Origin of the sequence: Rickettsia sp. TH2014, assembly GCF_019249195.1 — a bacterium.
Taxonomy (GTDB): Bacteria; Pseudomonadota; Alphaproteobacteria; order Rickettsiales; family Rickettsiaceae; genus Rickettsia; species Rickettsia felis.
In genome coordinates, this window is sequence record NZ_MXAX01000084.1 from 1 (window position 1) to 5,235 (window position 5,235).

The following is a 5,235-nucleotide window of genomic DNA, read 5'->3' on the forward strand; positions in this document are numbered from 1 at the left end:
TTTCATTCGGGTATTGGTTACAAAAAACCTATGGATGTTTATCTGAATTATACGCAAAATTATTATCAATTAGCTGCTTAACAATATAATAAAAATAGGAAACGAATTTGATTATTTTTTGTCTTGATTTCTCAGTCCATTATAGAGCTAAAAATACTAAATTTCCTATAGGATTTATATCAATTGGACCAGCATCATTATTCACATAATTATATACAGCATTAGCACTAATATTGATTGTTCCAAGCTCTGTTGCCCAACTACTATCTTTTACCTGAAGATTTGATTTAACATTTACAATAGCATCTAATCCGTTTGTAATCGTGGTATCAGTAGTTGCGGCAGCAAAAACTATATCTCCATAATCTGCGGCTTGAATAGTTAATTGTCCGTTAATACCCTGAAAATCTATATCATTAATAAAATAAGTATCTGTAGGAACGTTATTGCCGAGCCCGGGAGCAAACGGATTAGCACAGCCCGCTGCATTTACAGCAGCTGCAGCTGCTGCTTGACTCGGAGCAACGCCGTTTAAAGTAACATTTACCCCAGCAGGGATAGTCATATTTAATGAGTGATTTGCTAGAAGTAAATCCGGTGGAACGATACAGCCAACCACTGTATTCTGTGGAAAAGTCACCGATGCACCGATAGCATTTACATATATACTGGCAATTGCATTCACATCGGCAGTAACGCTATCTACATTATTAAACGTAAGTAGAGAACCTAGAGCAAAAGGAACATTACCGTCATTTTGATCCAAATTAACCCCACTAAATAAAACCGCATCATCTGCTATCACGTCTTGGTTGTCTAGAGCTAAAGAGCTAGTACTCGCAAGTATCATTGCCGCCGCTGAGGCTGTCGTAAACATGCCTTTTTTAATTAAATTTTTAGAGTATTTTTCGTTGAGTTGACATAACGTCTCCTAAATTTGGGCTTAATTTTCTAAATTATCAATTCGGGACTAGTATTCATTAAACAAATATAAATTTTCTGTATTTTGGAAGATTTTTAAAAATCTTTGGTAAATGAGATTAAGATAAAAATTCTTAATATTTTCGCTAGGTTCTGTGAACATTTCTAATTAATTTGCTATTTTTTAGAGATGTTCACAGAACCTATGTTGCACTTTTAAAAAAAGTTAATAATAAAATTAATTTTTTATTCATAGCTTTAATTAATATTAATAATAAAAGAGGATAAGATGAAATGATTAATAATTATTAAAAGAACAAAAATTTTTCTAACTTATAATTTTGTTATATAAATAACACATTACTTTTAGTTGAAAAACGTTAATTAAATACTAAAATATCTATAAAAATACTTATAAATAAAGTATTTTCTACTTATAGAAAGTAACTATAAATTACTTTTTTTTGTTTAAAATAAATTAAACTTTATGTATTTTTATAGAGATTCGGTAAATCGTATATAAAACTTAAGAAATACCCAAACCGTCATTGCGAGAAGAAACAGCAAGTTTCGACGAAGCAATCTCAGGTTATTTGACAAGATTGCCACGCTCATTTACGTTCGCTCGCAATGACGATATGAGCAAAATCTATAAATTTTTGCATAAACAAATTGATTTGCTACGAATAATAGAGTATATAGTATAAACATAATTAATTCTCGGGGCGTAGCGCAGCCTGGTAGCGCATCTGGTTTGGGACCAGAGGGTCGGGAGTTCGAATCTCTCCGCCCCGACCATAAAAACATAAATTATAATGTCAAAAGACGACCTCATTCAGTTTACAGGTACAGTACTTGAACTTTTACCTAATGCTACTTTTAGAGTAAAGCTTGAGAATGATCATGTAATTATTGCTCATACTTCCGGTAGGATGCGTAAAAATCGTATCAGAATATTACTAGGAGATAAAGTTACGGTAGAAATGACTCCTTATGATTTAACTAAGGGGCGTGTGATTCATCGTCACTAGTCTTAAATATGAAGCGGAATCAAAAAACATTAGACTCCTTGCACAACCTATCTTATAAAGAGGAATTTGAAGGAAACACGGAACGCAACACCGCAGCGTACAAAAGCGTACGTGAGGATGCGAGTACCGGATTGACATGCAAATTACCTTTAGAAGGAGGTTATACAAGGAGTCTATTACCTATTATATTAGCATCAAGCTCTCCTGCAAGAATTGAGTTACTAAACAGAATCAAAATTATCCCTTCACAAATTATTCCGGCAGATATAGATGAAACACCTAATTTGCGTGAATTACCCGCTCCCTTAGCCATAAGACTTGCTTACGAAAAAGCTATAAAAGTTGCATCTCAAATAGAGGAATCCGCTATAATTATAGCTGCCGATACCGTAGCGGCAGTAGGTAGAAGAGTATTGCCGAAAGCTACTACTTATGAAGAAGTCAAGAATTGTATTAAGATGGTATCCGGACGTCGTCATCGTGTCTATACCGGTTTATGTATTATCAAAAAAGAGAATGATCAGCTTACAATTAGACAAAAAATAGTTCAGACTATTGTTAAGTTTAAAAAATTAAGTGATGAAGAGATTAATTTTTATTGTTCTTTGGATGAGGGAATAGATAAAGCCGGCGGGTGCAAAATTTACGGTTATGCAGAAGCTTTTATCTCATTTATTTCCGGCTCATATTCAAATGTTATGGGGTTACCTTTATTTGAAACGGTAAATGCTCTAACTTCTTTAGGTTTTAAGGTATATAATCGCTAATAGTCGGGGCATTTGCCCGCGTGGATACCCAAATCGTCATCGCGAGGAAATTGCATAGCAATTGACGAAGCAATCTCAGGAGGCTTGCCAAGATTGCCACGCCGGCATGAATGCCGGCTCGCAATGACAACTTTTAAACCACGCACATAAATTACCTAGCTACTTAATTCCCAGGCTCATCCAAATGACTTCTCTCATAATTTTCATGGCGCTCTTGGGCTTCAATACATAATGCAGCAATAGGTCGTGCTTCTAATCTTTTTATACCTATTGGGTCGCCTGTTTCTTCACAGTAACCGTATTCCCCATTTTTAATACGTGATAATGCTTCTTCTATTTTACTCATTAATTTACAATATCTATTTCTACTACGAAGCTCAAAAGCTCTTTCTGTTTCATGAGTAGCACAATCGTTAAGATCGGATTCTTTTAAATTTTCTTCCTTTAAATGATTTAAAGTCTCTTGAGATTCCTTTAATAAATCCTCTTTCCATCTTAAAAGTTTTTGTCTAAAATATTCTAGGTGATTAGGACGCATATATTCTTCATCTTTAGAAGGTTTATATCCCATAGGTAATTTAGGTGTTTCTAGCATATTAATATCTCAATATTAGCTTTTAAGAGGCTATCAGTAAACAAATTTTTCGGTAATTTAGTTCTTTTTTGCTGCAAATTATAAGATTTTTTTTTGAAATATGAATAACTATTCCGACAAAAATCTTATTAATTTTCGCTAAAAAAGCTCTTTAATTACTAATTAAAGTTTATTTACTGATAGCCTCTTATATATTATGTTTATAAGGTTTTTAAAATAATATAATATACGACTTAAAATTAACGCAAGAAGATTATGAATATTAATATATTTTATTTTTTAATTGGATATGCGGTAGTATATACAGCCTCTAAATGCTTTATACTTGTTTTAGTATAGTTTTGTGTAGTAGATAGACTTTTATGACCTAATAGCTCTTGAATAGAGCGTAAATCTGCACCATGCTCAAGCAAATGCGAAGCAAAACTATGCCTAAATGAATGAGCAGTTAAATGCTGCGGTAAACCATAAAAATGCTTTAATTTAATTAATTCACGATTAAATACCGGTGGCTGCAATTTCTTACCCTGCTTTCCTCTAAATATTGGTTCATTATCGCCTAGCTTATACGGCAATATTTCTAAATATTGGGTAATTAAATTTTTAGCAATCGGTAACCACGGAATTATTCTTTCTTTACTACCTTTACCTATTATTCTTATAAATTCTAGATTTTGTAGATGAAGTTTTGTAATTGATAATGCCTCCGATATACGTAGACCTGAAGCATATATAAGAACAAGTAGGGATTTATTTCTAAGTTCTACCCACTTAACATTCCCGTATTCTTCAATATGTTCAAGTGATATTACTACATCATCCTCCGATAAAGCTTTTGGTAACAATTTAGTCTTTTTAGGAGTTTTTATAGAAAAAATTATATGACTATTTAATTGTGTTGTTTTCTCTAAAAACCTATAAAAATTTTTTACTGCAGATAAACCACGCGAAATTGAAGAAGTGGTAAAATTATCACAGTTACGTTTTGCAAGCCAACTTCGGATTAATCTTATATCTGCGGTTTTAATATGATTTATCGTTACAAGCTCTGAATGATAATAATTCATAAACTCAAGGAAATGCTTAAGGTCATTATTATAAGAAATTACTGTATGATTAGAGTAATTTCTTTGCAAAACGAGGTATTTTTGCCACTTATCTATTAATTCTTGAATTGATGTGTCCAACATTTATAAAAACTTAACTATTTTTAATATTATTCTTAATGCTAACAATTATTGACTCATAATTTTATAAATGTTAGCATGAATTGAGGGTTTATGTTTACATATACGTAACCTATAAAACACAAAAAATTTTTTAAGTAAAAAATTTAATTTATTTTAGGAGAATGAATAATGTTAAATAATACACAATTTTTAGATTTAATGAAATCCTATATGAATCCGGAATTTTATATGAGTTCTATGAAAAATATCCCTAGTGTAGATCTTTCATCTATCACAAATACAATGCAAAGAGCTATGAATATTCTTTTAACAACTAACCAAATTGCTACAGAAAGCATGCAATCTTTGCTTAAGAAAAATTCCGAGATTATACAAAATAATGTTAATACTATTTTGAATACCGCCAAAGAAGCAGCAAATTCTAAAGATTTCAAACAAGCTAGTGAATGTCATCAAAAATGTTTAAGATCTATTTATGAAACATCTATGGATAATGCTAAGGAATTAGCAAGTATTGCTTATGAGTCTTCAAACAAAATATTAGAAGCCGCAAATAAGCATATTGCCGAGAATGTTCATCATGCTTCTAATAATATGCAAAATATGGCAGAACAAGTACAAAAAAACTTTAATAAGAAATCTATGTAATTTTTAACTATTTTTTTATGTCATTCCTGCGAAAGCAGGAATCCATAATAACGCGAGATAAATCGAGCTTTTAATTTCAAAAA

Annotated in this window: 6 protein-coding genes, 1 tRNA gene and 1 pseudogene; 4 read left to right on the top strand and 4 right to left on the bottom strand. The window is 31.6% G+C overall.

Annotated elements, in window-relative coordinates; translation table 11 throughout:
- Positions 1–139: 139 nt before the first annotated feature.
- Positions 140–877: a hypothetical protein gene (locus KYQ89_RS01430; protein WP_218460075.1), complete on the bottom strand. Its 738-nt coding sequence runs from the start codon at positions 875–877 to the stop codon at positions 140–142.
- 765 nt (positions 878–1,642) lie between these two features.
- Here KYQ89_RS01430 and KYQ89_RS01435 point away from each other — a divergent pair.
- The 3 genes from KYQ89_RS01435 (at position 1,643) to KYQ89_RS01445 (ending at position 2,719) form a co-directional block, all read left to right on the top strand.
- Positions 1,643–1,719, top strand: a tRNA-Pro gene (locus KYQ89_RS01435).
- A gap of 17 nt (positions 1,720–1,736) precedes the next feature.
- Positions 1,737–1,952 (top strand): translation initiation factor IF-1, encoded by a 216-nt coding sequence (infA, locus tag KYQ89_RS01440; RefSeq protein ID WP_008579354.1) that lies wholly within the window; start codon positions 1,737–1,739, stop codon positions 1,950–1,952.
- 8 nt (positions 1,953–1,960) lie between these two features.
- Positions 1,961–2,719, top strand: coding sequence for a Maf family nucleotide pyrophosphatase (locus KYQ89_RS01445; protein ID WP_256621183.1), 759 nt, complete (start codon positions 1,961–1,963; stop codon positions 2,717–2,719).
- A gap of 31 nt (positions 2,720–2,750) precedes the next feature.
- On the opposite strand, the pseudogene KYQ89_RS08180 reads toward KYQ89_RS01445, so the two are convergent.
- From KYQ89_RS08180 to KYQ89_RS01455, 3 genes and pseudogenes are all read right to left on the bottom strand, one after another.
- Positions 2,751–2,878: pseudogene (locus tag KYQ89_RS08180) on the bottom strand (polysaccharide polymerase); the annotation flags it as partial.
- A gap of 4 nt (positions 2,879–2,882) precedes the next feature.
- Positions 2,883–3,314 (bottom strand): RNA polymerase-binding protein DksA, encoded by a 432-nt coding sequence (dksA, locus tag KYQ89_RS01450; RefSeq protein ID WP_218460078.1) that lies wholly within the window; start codon positions 3,312–3,314, stop codon positions 2,883–2,885.
- A 272-nt stretch (positions 3,315–3,586) separates the two neighbouring features.
- Entirely contained in the window at positions 3,587–4,504 is a 918-nt protein-coding gene (locus KYQ89_RS01455) for a tyrosine recombinase XerC (RefSeq protein ID WP_218460079.1), read from the bottom strand.
- 168 nt (positions 4,505–4,672) lie between these two features.
- On the opposite strand from KYQ89_RS01455, the gene KYQ89_RS01460 reads away from it, so the two are divergent.
- Positions 4,673–5,152: a phasin family protein gene (locus KYQ89_RS01460; protein ID WP_218460081.1), complete on the top strand. Its 480-nt coding sequence runs from the start codon at positions 4,673–4,675 to the stop codon at positions 5,150–5,152.
- Positions 5,153–5,235: the final 83 nt, after the last annotated feature.

Excerpts from the sequence above, each read along its gene's own strand:
- KYQ89_RS01455 (WP_218460079.1), bottom strand. The coding sequence starts at position 4,504 with ATGTTGGACACATCAATTCAAGAATTAATAGATAAGTGGCAAAAATAC.
- dksA (WP_218460078.1), bottom strand. The coding sequence starts at position 3,314 with ATGCTAGAAACACCTAAATTACCTATGGGATATAAACCTTCTAAAGAT.
- infA (WP_008579354.1), top strand. The coding sequence starts at position 1,737 with ATGTCAAAAGACGACCTCATTCAGTTTACAGGTACAGTACTTGAACTT.
- KYQ89_RS01430 (WP_218460075.1), bottom strand. The coding sequence starts at position 877 with ATGTTTACGACAGCCTCAGCGGCGGCAATGATACTTGCGAGTACTAGC.
- KYQ89_RS01460 (WP_218460081.1), top strand. The coding sequence starts at position 4,673 with ATGTTAAATAATACACAATTTTTAGATTTAATGAAATCCTATATGAAT.
- KYQ89_RS01445 (WP_256621183.1), top strand. The coding sequence starts at position 1,961 with ATGAAGCGGAATCAAAAAACATTAGACTCCTTGCACAACCTATCTTAT.